Genomic DNA, 18,687 nt, shown 5'->3' with positions numbered 1-18,687 from the left:
ACCCCCAATAGATTCGCTGTGGAAACCGAGTAACGTCTTATCCACAGACAGATCACTCGAAGGGGGTTAACATGATTTTGGTAGTTGATGGGCTGAACAGACATCTGTTCACCGAAGTTCTTGACGATATGTTCGAACTGCGCGCTCGGGTTTTTGGCGGGCGACTTGGTTGGGACGTTAACATCCAAGATGGGAAAGAAATCGATCAATTCGATCATCTGGATCCTGCATATGTAATCGGTCTTGACGATGAGGGGAACGTCGTGGCCGCAGTACGTGCACTCCAGACCACTGGCCCACACATGCTTTCGGATGTGTTCTCGGATATCTTATGCGGTGAAGCACCAATGCGCAGTGCGACCATGTGGGAATCGACCCGCTTCTGTGTCGATACGCAGCGTTTGACTCGAGGAAAAGAGAAAAACTCGGTCTCATATGCGACCTGTGAGTTGATGATTGGATCACTGGAGTATTGCCGCAGCGCGGGTATTCTAGACATCATCACCGTCATCGACCCGGTCATGAACCGCGTCCTCAAACGCTCGAACTGTGCGCCCTACGATTATGTTGGCGAAACAGTACCGATGGGCAAAGTGCCGGCGATGGCGGCCCTGCTGGATTGCACGGAAGAAAGGATTTCGGGCCTTCGAGAATTTGCTGACATCCACCACGATGTCTTTATCGAAGAAGAAAAGGCATTGGAGTTCTTCGAGGCAAAAAAGGCAGCGACTGCCAACCCGGCAAACCGCGACCACAAACCGCTCACCGATCTTGAGAAGTATTTTGTCGAACAGATGAGTGCGGCCAAGACGAAAGTGGAAAGACAGGCAGTGCTGAAACTGATCGAAGCGCTGACCGATACATTCACCCCAGAGCAAAAGACCGCTCTGTTACAGACCCCCCGTGCTTTTGCTAATGAGGCCTGACCCCCTCACCTCATAGTACAAAGCCACCCATGCGGAGCCGTCTAATTTCCAGACGGCTCCGCTTTTTTGTGGCCCCAGGCTGGGAGGAGGAAGAGGATTATTCCTCTTCCAGTGCCTCAACGGCTTTTTGCAGGTCGTCTTTGCTGACTTCTTTGTCTGCAACCTGAGCCAGCTCGACGATGTAGTCGACAACCTTGTCTTCAAAGATCGGCGCGCGCAATTGCTGCTGCATCTGTGCGTTCTGCTGCACGAACTCAAAGAACTGACGTTCTTGACCTGGGTACTGACGTGCCTGGTTCATGATCGCCTGAGTCATCTCGGCATCGGTTACTTCGACTTCGGCCTTCTGGCCCAGCTCTGCCAGCAACAGGCCCAGACGCACGCGGCGCTCGGCCAGTTTGTTGTGCTCGTCGGTGGGCTCGATCGGATCATGATCGTGGCCTTCAACTTCAGGGTTCTCTTCGTGCCACAGCTGATGTGCAATCTGTTTGGCTTCGGCTTCCACCAATGAGGGCGGCAGGTCGAACGAAACTTTCTCGTCCAGCACGTCCAATAGCGCGCGCTTCATAACCGCACGCGACGCACCGGCATATTCCGCTTCCAGGCGCTCACCAATCTGTTCTTTCAAAGCAGCCAGATCATCGGCACCAAATTTCTTTGCCAGTTCGTCGTCAACCTCGGCTGCAACCGGTTCTTTCACTTCTTTGATGGTGCAGGTGAATACGGCGTCTTTACCGGCCAGATGCTCGGCACCGTATTCTTCCGGGAAGGTGACGTTCACGTCTTTTTCTTCCTCGGCTTTTACGCCAACCAACTGCTCTTCAAAGCCAGGGATGAAGCTGTTCGACCCCAAAACCAGCGGGTAATCTTCAGCCGAACCACCTTCGAACTCTTCGCCATCAACCTTGCCAACAAAGTCGAACACGATCTGATCGCCATCTTTCGCTTTCGATCCCTTGCGACGCGCTTTGAAGTTCTGGGCAGTTTCGGCCAGGTTGTTCAGCGCTTCCTCAACGGCAGCGTCATCAGCTTTGACAACTAGCTTCTCCAGCTCGACCGATTTCAGGTCAACCTCTGGAATTTCGGGCAGTGCTTCGTAGGACATAGCAACTTCTACGTCATCGCCTTCTTTCCAGTCCTCGTTGGTCATCTTGACCTCAGGCTGCAGTGCAGGACGCTCACCGCTGTCCTCAAAGTGCTTATTCATCGCACCGTCGATGGTTTCCTGCATCGCTTCGCCAAGCAGGCGCTGGCCAAACTGCTTCTTCAGCAGCGCCATCGGCACTTTACCTTTACGGAAACCCTTCATTTCAACTTCGGGCTGCGCTTCGGTCAGCTTTTCGTTGACCTTGTTGTCCAGCTCGGCAGCGGTCACAACGATGTTGTACCCGCGTTTCAGACCTTCATTCAGCGTCTCGGTAACCTGCATTATGGTAGTCCCCATAGGATTCGGGGCGCGCAAAACGGGCGCGCCGGGCAAATTTGACGCCTTCTATTTGCCCAGCAGCCCGCGTGCAAGAGGCAAAGGCCTTTTCAGCCCCGTTTTGCCCATACCACAGACGAAAAAACGCCCCGGCGCAGGCCGGAGCGTTTGATCATCACTGAGTTGACAGCTCAGAACTTCCAGCGGGCGCCCAACACCCAGGCTTCGTTGTTGTCGAACGAAGCGCCATCTTCGAAGTCGTGATTGCGGTATTTCAGGTAGGCATCTGTATTGATGCTGTCGATACGCTGAACGACAGCGATGCCCCAAGCGTCTGTGCTGGACCCGTCATTCACGAAGTCCGAACCCGAATAGTAGTCGATCCCGATACCGGTTTTGCCCCAAGAGACCCACTGATCTTCATACGCGATCTTCCCATAGAAGTAGTTCGGATCAGACGCACCGTCCGCATCATTGTCGCGCGTGCCCGCAGCGACGGTGAAGCTCAACCCACTCTGCAGCAGAACGGACGCGGAACCGATGGTATCCTTGCGATCCCCTGATCCATCGTCAGCCGAACGAACCGAGTAAGCAATGGCTGCAGCAAACTCGACCCCGCCACCGAAGGTGTTATTGTACCTGAGGCCAACATCATAATAGTCGTCGTCATCGTCGCTGGACAGGATGTTCTGACCATATGCTAGCCCAGCGGTGAATCCGCTGAACTCGGGCGTATCATAACGAACACGGCCACGACGCGCGCCGTCAAAGTTGCTGCTGGAATCGCCTACGGTAATATCGCTGAGGAAACCGTCAGTACCGCGATAGAAAAAACCGCCGTTCTCGTCATTCGTGAAAGAATACAGCGCGGTCCCGACATAGGACAGGTCCGCTTCGGCAGCACCGTCCGCCACCATGCTGCCCTGACCAGCAGAGAATTTACCCCAATCACCCGCCAGAGCGAAATCTACATGCCGGATGTCTTCGCGAGTCCAACCGCTGAAATCAGTGCCTAGCTGGTTCCACTCGCTTGAATTCGGAAGTCCCAATCCGGTTTCCAGCCGGAATGTGAAATCGTTGTTCCCAAAAGGCTGTAACACCTCAAGACCGACCCGGCTATTCGAAAGGTCGTTGTCCAGCACGCGGGTCTCGGTGTCTTCTCCATCATCGACCGAGATCAACGCAGGGTGCAGCTGCCCGTATAGCAACACATAACCACCTGTGTTGTTTTCATATTTAAGTTCGGCGGCGGCAGGTATTGCGGTTGTTGCAGCAAAAGCTGCTGCTAAGGAAGTCAGTTTATATTTCACTGTCATGTCATTCACCGTAGATGGTTCTTTAAGTTTGATACTGCTCAAATGCTCATCGGTTCCTGCATTTCCAATGATACCCGGCTCAAGTTCAGCATTCATTGCTTTATCGCCACAGGTATCTGCGTCGAAGGCAAGAATTCTGCATTAATTTCAATTCATTGATCGAGTCCCAGAAGCGACTCTAATAACCATGCAAGAAAATTGTGACGCCGATCGTTGCATACTGCAAACAGCCGCTATGCGACTGGTGGGACGCAGCGGCATAAATTCGCCGCTTTGGGCTTTGATCGGCCATTAACCGCCGATCCATTTATACTTCAATCTGTTGCAATACGGCGGGCAACTGCTCGGCCAAATCTTCGGCGATCAAGCCTGGCCCAAAGTTCCGGGCGCACTCAACATGCAGCCAGGCCGCCATTTCTGCCGCTTGCATTGGCTCGAACCCACGGGCAAGCAATCCGGTGATGAAGCCGGCCAACGTATCGCCCGATCCGGCCGTTGCGAGCCAGGGGGCCGCCCGGTTGTAATGTGCAGAATTGACCGAGCACCGCCCGTCCAGCGTGGCAATGACCGTGTCAGGCCCCTTCACCAGTACACAACATCCAGCTCGCACCGCCGCCTCACGAGCCGCATCAACCTTAGAGAATGCCGGGCCCTTGGCGGGCACTTCATTCAGCTTTTCTGCGATATCCGGGAACAAACGCGCGAACTCTCCTGTATGCGGCGTCAGCACGCATCTTTCATGCAGCAGTTCTAATAGCGCCGCCGGTTCTTCGGCAAATGCTGACAAGGCATCCGCATCCAACACAGTCGGCCGCGCTGCGCTTAGTGCAACCGGCACCAATTCCCGAGATCGCGTTTCCCCCAGGCCCGGTCCAAGGCACAATGCGTTAAACCGCTCATCCTGCAGAGTTTCAAGTAAGTCCCCTACCCCATCAACCCGCTTCAGCATCAGAGCGGTGATCTGGCTCGCGATCTCCATTTGCGCGGCAGGTGGCGCACCCAGTGTCACCAACCCCGCCCCTATCCGCAGCGCCGCTCGGGCTGCCAAACGTGCGGCCCCGGTTCTGCGGACGCCGCCCGACAGGACAAGCGCATGACCGTGCGAGTACTTATGGCTGTGCTCACTTTTGTTGAGATGAGTGCCAGATGGCGCTTCGACAGAAGTTGCTGCCTCAATCTCTCCCTCATCCCGATTCAATCCGATATCTTTCACGACCAGCCGACCGCAATAAGATGAACCCTCGCTCAGAACATGCCCAAGCTTTCGCGCGTGGAATGAAACGGTCAGGGCGGACCGTGCGCAACGGCGACCATGCTGTGCAAAGGCGCCCCCAATAACTTTGCCTGAATCCGAGCAGAGACCTGAAGGCAGATCAATTGCGACTGTTCGTGGTGGTACGATATCGGTTCCACGACCTTGCCTGCGCATTTCCCATGCGTCTTCCGCATCATCATGCGCCCATAGGTATTCCCACAAAACCGGGTCTTCGATTGGTCGTGTCAATCCGGTGCCAAACAATGCATCAATGGAAAGGTCAGGATGCTGAATTTCAGCCTTACCAAAATCAGCCACGCCAAGCGTCCTTCCTTCCCACCGTTCATAGTTCACGCGCGCATCTGGTGGCAATTTGGCAGGGTCACCATAGAGCAACACTTCGACTTGCCACCCCTGCCCTTGCAGCAACCGCGCGACCACAAAGCCGTCTCCGCCATTGTTGCCCGGGCCACTTAATATCACCGCGCGACCTCCGGATTTCGCTAAGTCTGGCCATTCCTCAAAAATCGCGGCCACAACGCCTTGTCCTGCGCGCTCCATCAACTCAAGACCCGTCGCCTGCCCAAGACCAATCGCGGTGGTCTCGATGAGGCGCATTTGCGCAGCGGTCAGCAGTTTCGTCATCTCTGGCCCCTCAGGCGATTCAAATTTGATTACTTTTTGTGCACAGCGATCAAAATTTGATCCAATGATAGCTTTCACTGTCTCTGGCAGCCCGCAACACAGCAATCAGATTGCCGCCCAATCTTAGACGTGATCAGTGCCTTCAAGACAACCATGCAAGGTGAGCCGGAATGAAAAAGATCGAAGCGATCATCAAGCCGTTCAAGCTGGACGAAGTGAAAGAAGCGCTGCAGGACGTGGGCGTACAGGGCCTCAGCGTGATCGAAGTCAAGGGCTTTGGCCGTCAGAAAGGTCACACCGAGCTCTATCGCGGCGCTGAATACGTGGTCGACTTTCTGCCCAAGGTAAAGGTCGAGGTGGTGCTGGACGACGATCAGGTTGACGCCGCCATCGAAGCCATCGTTGGCGCAGCCAAGACAGACAAGATCGGCGACGGCAAAATCTTTGTCTCGCCCGTTGAACAAGCTATCCGCATCCGCACCGGTGAAACCGGCTCGGACGCGCTGTAACCGACTAATCTCAAATCAGAGGAATAGAGAGTATGAGCAAGGACGCAGTTCTTCAGCTGATCCGGGATGAGGACGCCGAATATGTCGACATCCGCTTTACCGACCCGCGCGGCAAGCTTCAGCACGTAACCATCATGTCCGATCAGGTCGACGAAGACTTTCTGGAAGAAGGCTTCATGTTCGACGGATCGTCCATCGCAGGCTGGAAGTCGATCGAAGCATCCGACATGAAGCTGATGCCCGATACTGACAGCGCATATGTCGATCCGTTCTATGCGGAAAAGACCATCTGCCTGCACTGCTCGGTTGTCGAGCCCGACACCGGCGAAGCCTATGAGCGTGACCCGCGCGGCACCGCGCAAAAAGCCGAAGCCTACCTGAAGGCGTCCGGTATCGGTGATGTGGCCTATATGGGCCCTGAGGCCGAATTCTTCCTGTTCGACGATGTTCGTTTCTCTAACAGTATCAACAAGGTATCTTACGAAGTTGATGCAACTGATGCATCGTGGAACACTGACACAGAATACGAGATGGGCAACATGGGCCATCGTCCCGGGGTCAAAGGCGGTTACTTCCCCGTGAACCCGGTGGACGAGAGCCAGGATCTGCGTTCCGAGATGCTCAGCACCATGAAGCGTCTGGGTATGAAGGTCGACAAACACCACCACGAAGTCGCCTCGTGCCAGCACGAGCTTGGTCTGATCTTTGACAGCCTGACCAAACAGGCCGACGAGCTGCAGAAGTACAAATACGTGATCCACAACGTCGCCCACGCCTACGGCAAATCGGCCACCTTCATGCCGAAGCCCATCGCAGGTGATAACGGCACCGGCATGCACGTGAACATGTCGATCTGGAAAGACGGCAAGCCGCTCTTTGCAGGTGACAAATATGCTGATCTGTCGGATGAAGCGTTGTGGTTCATCGGTGGCGTTCTGAAGCACGCCAAAACGCTGAACGCCTTCACCAACCCGGCGACCAACAGCTACAAGCGTCTGATCCCAGGCTTTGAGGCCCCTGTTCTGCGCGCCTACTCGGCCCGCAACCGCTCGGGCTGTGTACGTATTCCGTGGACCGAAAGCCCGAAAGCCAAACGGGTTGAGGCTCGGTTCCCCGATCCCGCCGCAAACCCCTACCTAGCGTTTGCTGCGCTGCTGATGGCCGGTCTGGACGGCATTAAGAACAAGATCGATCCGGGCGAAGCCATGGACAAGAACCTGTACGATCTGCCCGCCGAAGAACTGGCCGACATCCCGACCGTTTGCGGATCGCTGCGTGAGGCTCTAGAAGCTCTGGCATCCGATCACGACTTCCTGCTGCAGGGCGACGTGTTCACAAAAGACCAAATCGACGGCTACATCGAATTGAAGATGGAAGAGGTCGAAACCTACGAACACACGCCGCACCCGGTTGAGTACGGCATGTACTACAGCTGCTGATCCAATAGCATATCGGACTGTTTTAAGGGCGCCCTTCGGGGCGCCCTTGTTTCGTTTGGCGCGATCTTCCAAACTCGTTGAACCAGCACCAAAGGAGGAACGCGCATGCCCGTCGATGCTTCACCTTTTTCAGAGTTCGCAAATCTCGTGACCTCAGAAGCCGAACTCGAACAGATTTGCGGGCACCCCCTGCCTCAGATCATCGACAAAGAACTTCCGGCGCTGGATCAGATGTGCCGTGACTTTATCGCAACCTCACCTTTCTGCCTCATCGCGTCGGCGAACCCGTCCGGCTATCTAGATATTTCTCCACGCGGGGACCCGGCAGGGTTTACATTCATCATTTCTGACACGCTGATCGCCCTGCCCGACCGCCCCGGAAACAAGCGCGTAGATACCTTTCACAACGTTCTGAAGGACCCGCGCGTTAGTTTGATCTTCTTTGTCCCCGGAAAAATGGAAACGCTGCGACTTCGCGGCACCGCGAGGATTTGTGCGGATTCTGAACTGCTTACTACCATGGATGTTGGAGGTCATGCCCCCAAACTGGCCTTGTTGATCCATGTCGAAACCATCTTTGCGCACTGCCCCAAATGCATCATCCGTTCAAACCTGTGGCAGCCAGAGGAATGGCCGGATTCTTCGCATCTGCCCAATATGAACGCGATGATGGTCAAGCATGCCAAGATCGATAAAACTCCGGACGAGTGGTTCGAAACCCTGAAAACCACAGGTGAACTTGATCTGTATTAAACCGCTTTGCCAGACAGCGATCAAAGCTTAGGCTGAAGTAGTTATTCTGCAATCGGATTTCCTTCATGCTTAGAATTTGCACCAGCGTTGCTATCGCTATTCTCATGCCCTCGATGGCGTTCACGGCCCCATGCGGCAATACCGGTAGCGGATTTGAGGCTTGGAAAGCCGACTTCGCCAAAACGGCCAAGCGCGCTGGGGTGAAAAAGAAAGGCCTGCAGGCATTGGCGCAGACCCAATACGCGACCCGCACCATTGCAGCTGATCGCAATCAAAAAAGCTTCAAATACTCGCTGGACAAGTTCATGAAAATTCGCGGAGCGGATACCATCGTCGCGCAGGGACGTAAGCGTAAGGCGCGCAACCCGCAATTCTATGCTGCTCTGGAGCGCCAATACGGGGTGCCCGCGGGTGTTCTGATTGCCATCCACGGCATGGAAACCGGCTTTGGTAACTTCATGGGCGACAGCCAGGTTGTTTCCGCAATCACAACATTGGCCTATGATTGTCGCCGATCCGAGTTCTTTATCCCGCATGCCATTGGTGCGCTAAAATTAGTCGATCAAGGAAGCGTCACGATGGCGACAAAAGGGGCAAAACATGGCGAGCTGGGTCATACGCAATTTTTGCCTGGCAATGCTTTGACCTATGGCGTGGACGCAACGGGTGATGGTCGGGTCGATTTCTACAACATGACCGACGCCCTTGCCTCAACTGCAAATTTCTTACGTAAGAAAGGGTGGAAGCCAGGACGTGGCTACCAATCCGGCGAGCCGAATTTTGCGGTTATCCAACAGTGGAATGCCGCCACTGTTTATCAGCAATCCATCGCTATTATGGCCGCTCGAATCGACGGTTGAGTCGACCAACTTATCTGGCCCGGCAGATCCGATTTCAGCCACATTCTCGCCACATATATTAAAGAAAACCGCGTTTTTCTTGGTTTCCAAAGTGTAATCAATGATGGAAATCTCTGACTTTCTTGCATTTTCGTCAAAATTTGCACCATTTCGGTTGCTACATTGTTGTGAAGATTATTACGGCAAAGGAACATGCTGTGACTTCGAAGCATATGTACCACGGCGGTCTCCAGTTCGACGGCTCTGCGGATGGCGCACTTGAACGCGTTTGCGATGTCGTATCCACCACACTCGCGGATTATGGCCATCTGGTTGAGCGCAAGACGCTTCTCAGTGCATCCGAGGCAAGCATCGTCTGCAGCCAGTATCTTGTGCGTCTGACCCTTGATTCAGAATCCAAGGCAGTTGAACTCAGCCACCATGAACGGATGGACAAATCTGCGGGTCTCAGAACCAAAGCTCGTCGTGTCGTAGCCCCCCCAGACAACCGGTTGACGATTACAATTTGTCCAGTTTCAAAGCTGCTTGATGATAGCGAAATTTCAGAGCTGATGCTGGTTGTGATGCTTTACCGCATGGTCGATATCTGCACGACACGTCGGGTTGAATGGTTATCGCCCAAAACAGTGCTGACGATTGAACAATTCCTGAGCGCGTTCGACTCGATCAGCCCCCGCAATTCCCGAAATCGGAAACAGATTTTCGAAGCGATCAGAGGTCCATTTGCCGGGCTCGACTTGCCCGACACCAATCCAGAGCAACTGGAAACCAAAACCCGGAGCAAGCCGCGCCCAATAAAGCTGAGCGATGACCAACTCCTCAGTATTGCGTTTCGCACTGAAACCGATCCGTCGCCGTCGGCAAACCTTTCTCAGGACAGCGCTGTGGAAACCGATCGCCCAAGCGATATCCTTAGGCTGACTAGTTGGGGCATGACAGGCGCGATTGCCAGCATATCTGCCCCTGTTGCCGTTTCCTTGGCGGCTGTCAATCTGATCCGCGGTGAGGACTTTCGCCTCAACACTCAGGTGTTGGCATTTACAACCGCGATTTTCGGCCTGAACCTTACAAATGCTTTTGGCGAGGTCGCAAACGCCCTAGGCATGTAACCAAACGACCCAAGACCCTCCTTGGAAGCCCCGCCGTCAGGCGGGGTTTTCCAGTTCTAAGATCTGCTCCGCCGCCATCACGTATGTGTGGATGGCAAATACCACCGCGCCTGTTTGTGGTAGACGCAAGAGAGTTTGTCGTTCGCTGCGCAGATACCGGGCGGTGTTTTCGTTCTGTGGCGCACGTCTTTGCGCCATACTGCGTGGCTGGAACAGTTCAGCGTCATGATACCAAAGCGCATTAAACCGCCACAGCGGGCGGTTCGGTTGAATCCCATCAAATAAACGCTGAACCCTAAGTGCTACGTTTGCGTCGTAGACATCCACGGGTTCATGAATTCCAGTCAGTGGGCGCATGAATTTTTCGGACAACATCCAGCTTGCAGGAAAGCACAGGATCGCGCCTGTCAGTACATGCTCATTACCGTGCTTCTGCAATATACAGAAATCTTCCTGTACCAATTGGCAAAGCGTTTCCAACGGGTGGTCCCAATCAATTTCGATTTTGATCCCGTCTGGCCTAACAACTTGATCGGAAGCATCCGGGTAGGCTTGCCTGAGAACCAATTCAAGCAACTCCTGCGCGGGCTTCGATGCTTCGGGGCTCTGGGCCAGAACATCTAACGTCCGCTCTTCCAACAAATCTGTCCGCCGTTGCATCTGAGCCGCAAAGGCATCGTCCTGGTGCAACCAGTTGTTAGGATCAGCCGGCTTGATCCCAGGTAGCGGGTTTGGGGCAAGCGGATTGTGGGGGATGGAATGCTGCAATATCTCCGTCATGACTGAGGCATAGCATCCCAAACTGGCTTTGCCGGTCAAAAAGCGACTTCTAGACAGTCGCAAACTTTCGAGACGTATCGTCTTTGGCTTTGCAGGCTGGGTTGGCAAGCAGAAAGGCCCGCCCGTGAACACACCCTATCGCGACACCCGTAAGATTGATCCCACCAGGGGCACCACTCTCGGCGATGGAACTCCGAATGACAATGATCGGATCGAAATCGGACCGACCCAGCTGGCCTTTGATGAATGGACGGCCGCAGGGCTGAGCCTTCCCAATCTCGAACGGATGCGGGAATACCGCTGGTCGCGGTTAACCCAAGCCATTGTGAAACGCGGCTGGGGTGGTGTCTTGCTGTTTGACCCCCTCAACATTCGCTACGCGACCGACAGCACCAATATGCAGCTTTGGAACACTCACAATCCGTTCCGGGCGGTGTTGGTTTGCGCAGATGGCTATATGGTCATCTGGGACTACAAAAACTCTCCTTTCCTGTCGAAGTTCAACCCGCTGGTGCGCGAGCAACGCTCGGGTGCGGATCTGTTCTATTTCGACCGGGGCGACAAAATCGATATCGCGGCGGATGTGTTCTCGAACGAAGTGCGCGTGTTGATCGAGGAACATGGCGGCGGAAATAAGCGACTTGGTGTAGACAAGATCATGTTGCACGGCCTACGCGCGCTCGAGGCGCAAGGGTTTCAAGTTATGGAAGGGGAAGAGCTCACCGAGAAAACCCGCGCTGTTAAAGGCCCCGACGAAATCCTCGCCATGCGCTGTGCCAGCCACGCCTGTGAAACCGCCGTCGCTGAAATGGAGCGGTTCGCACGTGCCAATGTCGGTGATGGTAAGACGTCGGAGGATGACATCTGGGCCGTTTTACATGCTGAAAATATTCGACGCGGAGGCGAGTGGATCGAAACTCGGCTTCTGGCTTCAGGCCAGCGTACCAATCCATGGTTTCAGGAATGTGGCCCACGTATCACGAGACAGAACGAGATCATCGCATTCGATACCGACCTGATCGGATCATACGGCATTTGCATCGACATTTCACGCACATGGTGGATCGGCGATCAAAAGCCACGGCCTGACATGATTTATGCAATGCAGCACGCGCACGAGCATATCATGACCAATATGGAAATGCTGAAACCGGGCGTCATGATCCCGGAACTGACCGCAAATGCACACCGGCTGGACGACAAATTCCAGGCACAGAAATATGGTTGCCTGATGCATGGCGTGGGATTGTGCGACGAATGGCCTTTGGTGGCTTATCCAGACAAGGCGGTGGAAGGGGCCTATGACTACCCGCTTGAACCAGGAATGGTGCTGTGCGTCGAAGCGGCGGTCGGTGAGGTAGGTGGCGACTTCTCAATCAAGCTGGAAGATCAGGTGCTGATTACAGAAGACGGCTACGAAAACCTGACCAAGTATCCGTTCGACGCACAGTTGATGGGCGCAAACTAAGCGCTATTTCGACCAGTGAGATCGCCTGACGTTACCGTGCCAATCCTCGGGCGCGGTGATGATCTGTGTTTCCTGGGGCAAGGTTCTCAGTGGCCAGTTTTGCCCAAGCGCGAAACCGATTGCGCCCGTCAGCAGGATCGCAATCAGTACTCCGGGACGAATTGCCGGACTCAGAGGTACAGGTGTCGAATGTGCCATTTTGGCCTCCACAGTGAGTCATTGGAATGACTATTAGTTGGGAGGCGACGGCAAATAAGTAAAATGAATATTTTTACGGCAATACATCACCAATTTTGATTTATCAGGCTCTTTGACGAAAATTGTACAAAGAACTTGGTGCCCAGATAAGATCACTTCCCGATCTCTCACCTTCCCGTGACGCGCCTGACACAAGGGTTGAGCCGCCCGCCCTCAGCGCACAGTATTGTCGAAACCTGACAACCTAGGAATAATCATGCCTACCGAACGCATTACCTTAGCCGGTCACGACGGCAGCCAACTGGCCGCGCGCTTGGATTTGCCAGACGGGCCGGTTCTGGCGACGGCGTTATTTGCACATTGCTTTACCTGCTCGAAAGACATTCCGGCAGCACGGCGAATTTCGGCGCGCCTGGCGGCGATGGGCATCGCGGTCCTGCGGTTCGACTTTACCGGTCTTGGTCACTCGGACGGCGAATTCGCCAATACGACATTCACCTCGAATGTCGAGGACCTGATCAAAGCCGCAGAATACCTTGCGGGCCGTAATATGGCGCCGTCGCTTCTGATCGGCCATTCGCTTGGTGGCGCTGCCGTATTGCGAGCACGTGCAGGAATTCCGTCAATCAAAGCCGTGGTAACGCTCGGCGCACCCGCCGACCCCGGCCATGTGTCCCACCATTTCGAGACCGCCTTGCCCGAAATCGAATCTCAAGGCAGCGCCGAAGTGTCGTTGGGAGGGCGTCCGTTCCGCATTGGCAAGGCGTTTGTTGAAGATATTTCGGCAACCGCGCTCACTCCGGCCATTGCTGATCTGAAAGCTGCCTTGCTGATCCTGCACGCACCACGCGACAGCACGGTCAGTATTGACAATGCCAGCACCATCTTCATGGCGGCAAAACATCCCAAAAGCTTTGTTACACTCGATGATGCCGACCACCTGATCACGCGTGCACAGGATGCGGATTATGCGGCTGATGTCATCACCGCGTGGGTTTCCCGCTATGTCAAGCTGTGCCCTCCGGCCCCGCCACCTGGGGCACCGGAAGGTGTCGTTCGCGTGACCGAGGCAGACCCGTCGGGTTTTCTGCAGGACATTCAGTCGGGCCCGCGTCATCACGCGGTCGCGGACGAGCCCGCATCTTATGGTGGTTCGGATCGGGGCATGTCACCTTACGGGTTCGTGTCGTCCGGGTTGGGGGCATGTACCTCGATGACCATTCGCATGTATGCCCGCCGCAAGCGCTGGCCGCTGACAGGTATCACGGTCGATGTCTGTCATGATAAAGTTCACGCGCAGGATGCCGGGCTTGCCAGCGAAGGCAAGGTCGATCAGTTTCGCCGTAAAATTCGGCTGGAGGGCCCGCTGGACGCGGATCAGAAGGCCAAACTGCTGGAGATTGCCGACAAATGCCCTGTTCACAGAACTCTTGAAGGCTCGGCCCATATCACGACTGAACTTCTGCAGTAAATTGCGGTTGGATCAGGGCGCTTTCCAATCTGTCGAGTGCGTCTCTCGGCGTCTGGTAGCGCCAAGACCGCGCTTGACCCCACCAACAACAGAGATCGAATAGACGCATCCCCTCTGATCGAACGAAATCTCCATAAAGACGTCGCGGATATCCTTTCCAAACGGTCCGCGTGGATGAGCGGCAAATCCAAAGTCGCCCATATCATCTTCGATCTCGTCGATAATATCTTCGGGAATGGCCCTGGCATTCAGGTTTATGCGAAACGGGTTCGGCAGACCGATATTGGGCACAATCAGGATACCGCAGAACGCGGCTGCGATGGCTCTTAGCTGTTCTTCAGTCAGCATCGTCGACTCCTATTGGCAAAGGTCGAGCGGGCTGTGACATTCGATGCAGTTGTTATTACGGAACTTCTAAATCAAGCCCGCCCAATTTGCACTCTATCACGGATTTGCAATTCGCATAATCTGTGGGGCCTATCGTACCAATCCCCGTTCGGGTTGGGACAGACCAATCTGCCCCGAATCCTTCAGCGACGTCTTGGAGACGGCCGATGGATCGGCGGCCGCGCCGCCGGGGGGCGCGCCACTGGGGGATGCGGGCGCGTAGGTGGTTTGGCGACTGGAGGTTTGGGCCGCTGCGGCGGGTTCGGGCGCTCCGGGCGGTTAGGCCTGTCGGGTCTGTCGGGTCGATTGATATCCACGTCTATATCATGATCGTGGTAATAGTCATTCCACAGCATTGAGTCGTAGAATGGGTCATAGCCGACGCCATACCCTACCCCGACCGTTACGCCATCGCAGGCTGACAATGTGAAGGTTGCAGCCCCCAGTCCCAGCGCCAAAACTGAGCGTTTTATCACTTTGCGTGTCATCCAGGCCTCCTTACTGCAAAGACTGGAACGACGCGAAAACGGCGTTCAAGGCATCAACATAAGACGGATCGGCCCCGTCCCGCAGGATCGCAACCCCAATGGCCACACGGTCGCGCGGCAGGTCGATTACCGTGGCGGTGAAGTTCACCCCGCGCCCATCCCGATTGCCGGTGCCGCGAACGATATGCGCAGGCCGCCCACCAATCCTTGTATCGCTCGTACTGGTCACGGTCGGGTCTTTGACGAGGAATTTGTCGATATCCTCAAGATAGCGCAGCCCGCCCTGAATGCTTGAAACCCGCGATGGTGAGACGAACCCCATCCAGACATTATCGTCAGTCACCGGTCTGATCCCCATGACGCGCGAAACCGCACGGGCATCGCCCAGATTGGTATCCTCGATCTCACGCGGGCCACCGGTGCGCAATGTCCAGAAGTCGGGAACCTCAAAGCGGAACAGGGCGCGCCCTTCATCGGTGTAGGTCACCGGTGTGTCGGCTTGCACAGGCGTTACAGCCAACCAAGTCACGGCACTTGCAGCAAGCGCCAGGCTTAACAAAATACGCATATCTCAATAACCTGATCAGTTTTCTGGTCTCAGGTTGCCCACGCAGATTGACTTTGTCCAGTATCCTATTCTGCAGACAATAAAAAACCCGCGCCCGGAAAGCTCCGAACGCGGGTGTGTCTTGCGCAAGAGCGCGCTATCAGGTGCGTGCGTCGCCCAGCAGCTTCCACAGACCGGGGATCAGCAGAGCGGCCAGCGCCAGCTTGATCGCGTCACCCAGCAGGAACGGTGTCAGGCCCCATTCCAGGATCGGCTTGTCCCAGCCATACAGCTGACCCAACCACAGCAGTCCCGGCACGTAGATCAGCACGTTGGCCAATACCAGCGCTAGCGCCAGCTTGCCGACCGAGCGGTCCCAGCCGCGCGCGGCGAGTGCGCCCAGCAGAATGGTCGCCATCAGGTAACCGACCAGATATCCACCGGTGCCACCCATCATGTAGGTCAGGCCGAATTTTTCGGCCGAGGAACCCGCAAACACGTCAAAGCCCAGAGCGCCAACCAGCAGGTAACCCAGCATCGTGATCAGGCCAAGGCGCGCGCCATAAGCGGTGCCGATGGTCAGAACGGCGAATGTGCCCATGGTGATCGGAACCGGCCACATCGGCACTTTGATTTTGGCAGCAACAGCCAGAGCAACGATACCCAGGGCAACCAGAGCCACCTGCTTGACGCGCAGCGCCGTCCCCTCACGCGGGCCAAAAGCATTGGCCAATACGTTTGCGTTCATCTCATTTCTCCACATTCGGACTTATTTGCAACTGCAGCAATGCCCGTTCCGGGCCGTTGCTGCAAGATGATTACGCTATCGCAGCGCGTATTTGGTCTCCATTTCATAGGATTTTCGCGGTCCGGACACTTCCCAACGGACAGTCCAGCGCGGCCATCCCGAGAAATCATATACTGCATCATAGCTGTCTGGAGGGCAATCGTGGTGGTCCTCGGCGCGGGGCTGACCTAGCTTGAGTGCGTGAAAAAACCGGTCATCGTCGAAGTGAATGGCAATCTGATCCCCAGCATCACGCCAAAGGTATCGACGCGTTCCCGTCATTGCAGGCTGCCCCGGGATGCGAAGCGTGACCGTTTCATCATAGATCAGCCCTTGCGCATATTGCTGCAACTCTGCCTGACCATCCGCATGAATGATCTGGCCCGCGCGCTCATCCCGGATGAGGCGTGTCAGGCTCCAAACCCCTTGGAAATCCGCGATATTCCTGGGTAGGTTCACTTCACAAAGGTTCCGTCAGTCGTATTGCCTGCATCATCTACAAACCGGATCGTATCTCCGCTTTGCTCGACATCGTAGCAAGCCCAGATGTCCGATGGCGGCCAGACCGAACAATACCGATCCTCACGCACAGCCCAGCGCCCCGCGCTTGGGCGACCTGAAAAGTACTGCGTGTGCATGCTGTCATCGAAGGTCTGGCTGATACCCTCACCGTAGTCGAGTTTCTTGCCCATGAGCGCCATCAGTATTTCATCCGCTGTCAGCCGCCGAAACTCTTCGGCGGATAAAATTCCCGGCCAAAGCAATAAAATCAGGGCAAACCGTCTCATCCCAGCACTCGCGCCTTGTTCCTTGGTCAATGCGCGGCTAAACCCCGCGCCAACGCCTCATCCCAATCATAAAAAGGTGCTGCCGCCAATGATTCCCCGCTATTCACGCCCCGAGATGGTCGCCATCTGGTCACCCGAGAGCAAGTTCCGCATTTGGTACGAGATCGAGGCCCATGCCTGCGACGCCATGGCCGATCTGGGCGTGATCCCGCGTGAAAACGCCGAGGCGGTGTGGAAAGCCAAGGACGTCGAATTCGACGTTGCCCGCATCGACGAGATCGAAGCTGTCACCAAGCACGACGTCATCGCCTTCCTGACCCATCTGGCCGAACATGTGGGCAGCGAAGAAGCCCGTTTCGTGCATCAGGGCATGACCAGTTCCGACGTGCTGGACACCTGCCTTAACGTGCAATTGACTCGCGCCGCCGACATTCTGATCGCTGACCTCGAAGGTCTGCTGGCCGCCCTCAAGCGCCGCGCTATCGAGCACAAGAACACCATCCGCATCGGTCGCAGCCACGGCATCCATGCCGAACCCACCACCATGGGCCTGACCTTCGCGCGTTTCTATGCCGAGATGGACCGCAACCTGTCCCGCATGCGCGACGCCCGCGCAGAAATCGCCACCGGCGCGATCAGCGGCGCAGTCGGCACCTTCGCCAACATCGACCCGCAGGTCGAAGAGCATGTCTGCGACAAACTGGGTCTGGTGCCCGAGCCGATCAGCACGCAGGTCATCCCGCGCGACCGTCACGCGGCCTTCTTTGCAACGCTGGGCGTGATCGCCAGCAGCATCGAAAACATCGCTATCGAAATCCGCCACATGCAGCGGACCGAAGTGCTGGAGGGGGCCGAGTTTTTCTCGATGGGCCAAAAGGGCTCGTCGGCCATGCCGCACAAGAAGAACCCTGTGCTGACCGAGAACCTGACCGGTCTGGCCCGTATGGTGCGTGCTGCCGTGGTCCCGGCGATGGAGAACGTGGCGCTGTGGCATGAGCGCGATATCTCGCACTCCTCGGTCGAACGCATGATCGGGCCGGACGCCACCATCACTCTGGATTTTGCCCTTGCCCGCCTGACAGGGGTGATCGACAAGATGCTGATCTTCCCCGAGAACATGCTTGAAAACATGAACAAGTTCCCCGGCCTTGTGATGAGCCAGCGAGTGCTGCTGGCGCTGACACAAGCAGGTGTGAGCCGCGAGGATGCTTATGCGATGGTTCAGCGCAATGCCCTCAAGGTTTGGGAACATCGCACCGACTTCAAAGAGGAACTTCTGGCCGACGCCGATGTCACCGCCGCGCTGAGCCCGGATGAGATCGAAGAAAAATTCGACCTCGGCTACCACACCAAACACGTCGATACGATTTTCGCGCGCGTGTTCGGCGAATAAGTCCAGACCGGATTTAGGCAAGGCCCGGCCTGTTTGTTCAGGCCGGGCCTTGTTTCTTTGCCAGATTGGCAAAACTCGGGTAATCTGCTGGCATCTTTTCCGCGAAAGGAAAACACGATGCTAAGAACTGCTCTATGTGCAATTG

Annotated in this window: 20 protein-coding genes; 9 read left to right on the top strand and 11 right to left on the bottom strand. The window is 55.6% G+C overall.

The window, feature by feature from the left end; translation table 11 throughout:
* The first annotated feature begins 71 nt into the window (after positions 1-71).
* Positions 72-926 carry an acyl-homoserine-lactone synthase gene (locus tag ACR0MQ_RS06270; protein ID WP_170773181.1) on the top strand — a complete coding sequence of 285 codons (855 nt, stop codon included), beginning with the start codon at positions 72-74 and terminating at the stop codon, positions 924-926.
* Between the two features lie 97 nt (positions 927-1,023).
* Here the strand turns inward: ACR0MQ_RS06270 and tig are convergent, their stop codons facing one another.
* From tig to ACR0MQ_RS06255, 3 genes are all read right to left on the bottom strand, one after another.
* Positions 1,024-2,355 carry a trigger factor gene (tig, locus tag ACR0MQ_RS06265; protein ID WP_170473353.1) on the bottom strand — a complete coding sequence of 444 codons (1,332 nt, stop codon included), beginning with the start codon at positions 2,353-2,355 and terminating at the stop codon, positions 1,024-1,026.
* Between the two features lie 185 nt (positions 2,356-2,540).
* A complete protein-coding gene (locus ACR0MQ_RS06260; protein WP_480606706.1) occupies positions 2,541-3,665 on the bottom strand; it encodes a porin in 1,125 nt (374 codons plus the stop codon).
* A gap of 307 nt (positions 3,666-3,972) precedes the next feature.
* Positions 3,973-5,565: an NAD(P)H-hydrate dehydratase gene (locus ACR0MQ_RS06255; RefSeq protein ID WP_170773177.1), complete on the bottom strand. Its 1,593-nt coding sequence runs from the start codon at positions 5,563-5,565 to the stop codon at positions 3,973-3,975.
* Between the two features lie 170 nt (positions 5,566-5,735).
* Between ACR0MQ_RS06255 and ACR0MQ_RS06250 the strand changes: the two genes are divergently transcribed.
* The 5 genes from ACR0MQ_RS06250 to ACR0MQ_RS06230 all read left to right on the top strand — a co-directional run bounded on the left by ACR0MQ_RS06250 (position 5,736) and on the right by ACR0MQ_RS06230 (position 10,235).
* Positions 5,736-6,074: a P-II family nitrogen regulator gene (locus ACR0MQ_RS06250; RefSeq protein ID WP_074734010.1), complete on the top strand. Its 339-nt coding sequence runs from the start codon at positions 5,736-5,738 to the stop codon at positions 6,072-6,074.
* Positions 6,075-6,106: 32 nt separating this feature from the next.
* Complete coding sequence (glnA, locus tag ACR0MQ_RS06245; RefSeq protein WP_170472262.1) at positions 6,107-7,513, top strand: type I glutamate--ammonia ligase; 1,407 nt, start codon at positions 6,107-6,109, stop codon at positions 7,511-7,513.
* A gap of 105 nt (positions 7,514-7,618) precedes the next feature.
* On the top strand, positions 7,619-8,266 hold the full coding sequence (locus ACR0MQ_RS06240; RefSeq protein ID WP_170773175.1) for an MSMEG_1061 family FMN-dependent PPOX-type flavoprotein: 648 nt from the start codon (positions 7,619-7,621) through the stop codon (positions 8,264-8,266).
* A gap of 65 nt (positions 8,267-8,331) precedes the next feature.
* Positions 8,332-9,126: a lytic murein transglycosylase gene (locus tag ACR0MQ_RS06235; protein WP_170540619.1), complete on the top strand. Its 795-nt coding sequence runs from the start codon at positions 8,332-8,334 to the stop codon at positions 9,124-9,126.
* A 197-nt stretch (positions 9,127-9,323) separates the two neighbouring features.
* On the top strand, positions 9,324-10,235 hold the full coding sequence (locus ACR0MQ_RS06230; protein WP_480606702.1) for a hypothetical protein: 912 nt from the start codon (positions 9,324-9,326) through the stop codon (positions 10,233-10,235).
* Positions 10,236-10,271: 36 nt separating this feature from the next.
* Here the strand turns inward: ACR0MQ_RS06230 and ACR0MQ_RS06225 are convergent, their stop codons facing one another.
* Positions 10,272-11,015 carry a heme-dependent oxidative N-demethylase family protein gene (locus ACR0MQ_RS06225; RefSeq protein ID WP_170773171.1) on the bottom strand — a complete coding sequence of 248 codons (744 nt, stop codon included), beginning with the start codon at positions 11,013-11,015 and terminating at the stop codon, positions 10,272-10,274.
* A 124-nt stretch (positions 11,016-11,139) separates the two neighbouring features.
* Here ACR0MQ_RS06225 and dddP point away from each other — a divergent pair, with 124 nt between their 5' ends.
* A complete protein-coding gene (dddP, locus tag ACR0MQ_RS06220; protein WP_170540625.1) occupies positions 11,140-12,483 on the top strand; it encodes a dimethylsulfonioproprionate lyase DddP in 1,344 nt (447 codons plus the stop codon).
* A 3-nt stretch (positions 12,484-12,486) separates the two neighbouring features.
* Here the strand turns inward: dddP and ACR0MQ_RS06215 are convergent, their stop codons facing one another.
* The gene (locus ACR0MQ_RS06215; protein WP_170472274.1) at positions 12,487-12,681 is read right to left on the bottom strand and encodes a hypothetical protein; all 195 of its coding nucleotides are present in this window, start codon (positions 12,679-12,681) and stop codon (positions 12,487-12,489) included.
* Positions 12,682-12,937: 256 nt separating this feature from the next.
* Here ACR0MQ_RS06215 and ACR0MQ_RS06210 point away from each other — a divergent pair, with 256 nt between their 5' ends.
* Entirely contained in the window at positions 12,938-14,152 is a 1,215-nt protein-coding gene (locus ACR0MQ_RS06210) for a bifunctional alpha/beta hydrolase/OsmC family protein (protein WP_480606698.1), read from the top strand.
* 12 nt (positions 14,153-14,164) lie between these two features.
* Here ACR0MQ_RS06210 and ACR0MQ_RS06205 read toward each other — a convergent pair whose 3' ends face one another.
* The 6 genes from ACR0MQ_RS06205 to ACR0MQ_RS06180 all read right to left on the bottom strand — a co-directional run bounded on the left by ACR0MQ_RS06205 (position 14,165) and on the right by ACR0MQ_RS06180 (position 17,149).
* A complete protein-coding gene (locus ACR0MQ_RS06205; protein WP_170773165.1) occupies positions 14,165-14,500 on the bottom strand; it encodes a hypothetical protein in 336 nt (111 codons plus the stop codon).
* A gap of 182 nt (positions 14,501-14,682) precedes the next feature.
* A complete protein-coding gene (locus tag ACR0MQ_RS06200) occupies positions 14,683-15,027 on the bottom strand; it encodes a UbiA prenyltransferase family protein (protein WP_170773163.1) in 345 nt (114 codons plus the stop codon).
* A 10-nt stretch (positions 15,028-15,037) separates the two neighbouring features.
* Positions 15,038-15,595: a hypothetical protein gene (locus ACR0MQ_RS06195; RefSeq protein WP_170773161.1), complete on the bottom strand. Its 558-nt coding sequence runs from the start codon at positions 15,593-15,595 to the stop codon at positions 15,038-15,040.
* Positions 15,596-15,734: 139 nt separating this feature from the next.
* A complete protein-coding gene (locus ACR0MQ_RS06190) occupies positions 15,735-16,322 on the bottom strand; it encodes a biotin transporter BioY (RefSeq protein ID WP_010442062.1) in 588 nt (195 codons plus the stop codon).
* 75 nt (positions 16,323-16,397) lie between these two features.
* Positions 16,398-16,820 (bottom strand): DUF6314 family protein, encoded by a 423-nt coding sequence (locus ACR0MQ_RS06185; protein WP_480606695.1) that lies wholly within the window; start codon positions 16,818-16,820, stop codon positions 16,398-16,400.
* Positions 16,817-17,149, bottom strand: a complete 333-nt coding sequence (locus ACR0MQ_RS06180) for a hypothetical protein (protein ID WP_010442060.1) — start codon at positions 17,147-17,149, stop codon at positions 16,817-16,819. Before ACR0MQ_RS06180 ends, ACR0MQ_RS06185 begins: the two co-directional genes overlap by 4 nt.
* Before the next feature lie 88 nt (positions 17,150-17,237).
* On the opposite strand from ACR0MQ_RS06180, the gene purB reads away from it, so the two are divergent.
* Entirely contained in the window at positions 17,238-18,542 is a 1,305-nt protein-coding gene (gene purB, locus ACR0MQ_RS06175) for an adenylosuccinate lyase (protein ID WP_319544843.1), read from the top strand.
* The last annotated feature ends 145 nt before the right edge of the window (positions 18,543-18,687 follow it).

The sequence above is a fragment of the Ruegeria sp. AN6 genome (genome assembly GCF_056540425.1).
This window is presented reverse-complemented; position numbering and strand designations above follow the sequence as displayed.

What these genes read in the sequence shown, in the direction of transcription:
- ACR0MQ_RS06270 (WP_170773181.1), top strand. Translation starts at nt 72, where the DNA reads ATGATTTTGGTAGTTGATGGGCTGAACAGACATCTGTTCACCGAAGTT.
- tig (WP_170473353.1), bottom strand. Translation starts at nt 2,355, where the DNA reads ATGCAGGTTACCGAGACGCTGAATGAAGGTCTGAAACGCGGGTACAAC.
- ACR0MQ_RS06260 (WP_480606706.1), bottom strand. Translation starts at nt 3,665, where the DNA reads ATGACAGTGAAATATAAACTGACTTCCTTAGCAGCAGCTTTTGCTGCA.
- ACR0MQ_RS06255 (WP_170773177.1), bottom strand. Translation starts at nt 5,565, where the DNA reads ATGACGAAACTGCTGACCGCTGCGCAAATGCGCCTCATCGAGACCACC.
- ACR0MQ_RS06250 (WP_074734010.1), top strand. Translation starts at nt 5,736, where the DNA reads ATGAAAAAGATCGAAGCGATCATCAAGCCGTTCAAGCTGGACGAAGTG.
- glnA (WP_170472262.1), top strand. Translation starts at nt 6,107, where the DNA reads ATGAGCAAGGACGCAGTTCTTCAGCTGATCCGGGATGAGGACGCCGAA.
- ACR0MQ_RS06240 (WP_170773175.1), top strand. Translation starts at nt 7,619, where the DNA reads ATGCCCGTCGATGCTTCACCTTTTTCAGAGTTCGCAAATCTCGTGACC.
- ACR0MQ_RS06235 (WP_170540619.1), top strand. Translation starts at nt 8,332, where the DNA reads ATGCTTAGAATTTGCACCAGCGTTGCTATCGCTATTCTCATGCCCTCG.
- ACR0MQ_RS06225 (WP_170773171.1), bottom strand. Translation starts at nt 11,015, where the DNA reads ATGACGGAGATATTGCAGCATTCCATCCCCCACAATCCGCTTGCCCCA.
- ACR0MQ_RS06215 (WP_170472274.1), bottom strand. Translation starts at nt 12,681, where the DNA reads ATGGCACATTCGACACCTGTACCTCTGAGTCCGGCAATTCGTCCCGGA.
- ACR0MQ_RS06210 (WP_480606698.1), top strand. Translation starts at nt 12,938, where the DNA reads ATGCCTACCGAACGCATTACCTTAGCCGGTCACGACGGCAGCCAACTG.
- ACR0MQ_RS06205 (WP_170773165.1), bottom strand. Translation starts at nt 14,500, where the DNA reads ATGCTGACTGAAGAACAGCTAAGAGCCATCGCAGCCGCGTTCTGCGGT.
- ACR0MQ_RS06200 (WP_170773163.1), bottom strand. Translation starts at nt 15,027, where the DNA reads ATGACACGCAAAGTGATAAAACGCTCAGTTTTGGCGCTGGGACTGGGG.
- ACR0MQ_RS06195 (WP_170773161.1), bottom strand. Translation starts at nt 15,595, where the DNA reads ATGCGTATTTTGTTAAGCCTGGCGCTTGCTGCAAGTGCCGTGACTTGG.
- ACR0MQ_RS06190 (WP_010442062.1), bottom strand. Translation starts at nt 16,322, where the DNA reads ATGAACGCAAACGTATTGGCCAATGCTTTTGGCCCGCGTGAGGGGACG.
- ACR0MQ_RS06180 (WP_010442060.1), bottom strand. Translation starts at nt 17,149, where the DNA reads ATGAGACGGTTTGCCCTGATTTTATTGCTTTGGCCGGGAATTTTATCC.
- purB (WP_319544843.1), top strand. Translation starts at nt 17,238, where the DNA reads ATGATTCCCCGCTATTCACGCCCCGAGATGGTCGCCATCTGGTCACCC.